This window comes from Streptomyces sp. H27-H5 (genome assembly GCF_026627505.1).
GTDB lineage: Bacteria > Actinomycetota > Actinomycetes > Streptomycetales > Streptomycetaceae > Streptomyces.
Map to the genome: position 1 here is coordinate 1 of NZ_JAPNLK010000361.1, position 647 is coordinate 647.

The following is a 647-nucleotide window of genomic DNA, read 5'->3' on the forward strand; positions in this document are numbered from 1 at the left end:
GGTCAACGAAGGCGACCTGATCGTCGTCCTCGAGGCCATGAAGATGGAACAACCCCTCAACGCACACCGCTCCGGCACCATCGTCGGCCTCAAGGCCGAAGTCGGCGCGTCCCTCACCTCCGGCGCCGGCATCTGCGAGATCAAGGACTGATACATGGCATTCCGCTGAATTCGTCTGCGGAATTCTTGCGAGTCCTGACAATTCCCTGACGTAATCGTCGTTGAAAACGTCATTCGGGCCTCGCATACTTAATTCCAATTCATGGGTCGTGAGGAGAGGGAACGAATGCACAGCACTCTGATCGTGGCGCGGATGGATCCCGGTTCCAGCATTGACGTCGCCAAACTCTTCGGTGAGTTCGACGCCACCGAGATGCCCCACCGCATGGGTACGCGTCGCCGGCAGCTTTTCGAATACCGGGGGCTCTACTTCCATCTGCAGGACTTCGACACCGACAACGGTGGCGAGCTGATCGAGGCCGCCAAGGGTGACCCGCGCTTCGTGGGCATCAGCGAGGACCTCAACCTGGATCCACCGCGTAGTGGTCGGGCTGTGGATGGAGAAATCAGAAGAGGTGCCCGCTGACCTGGGATGATGGGAGTTTCTACGCTTCCATCAGACCCGAGCAAGAGGGCACCTCGTAAGT

The 647-nt window shown here is 59.2% G+C and carries 2 protein-coding genes; both read left to right on the forward strand.

Going from position 1 to position 647, the window contains the following annotated elements:
- On the forward strand, positions 1–151 hold a 151-nt coding region (locus tag OTB19_RS43255), incomplete at its 5' end, for an acetyl-CoA carboxylase biotin carboxyl carrier protein subunit (RefSeq protein WP_324290601.1).
- Between the two features lie 135 nt (positions 152–286).
- Positions 287–586, forward strand: a complete 300-nt coding sequence (locus OTB19_RS43260) for a TcmI family type II polyketide cyclase (RefSeq protein ID WP_267804349.1) — start codon at positions 287–289, stop codon at positions 584–586.
- Positions 587–647 lie beyond the last annotated feature (61 nt).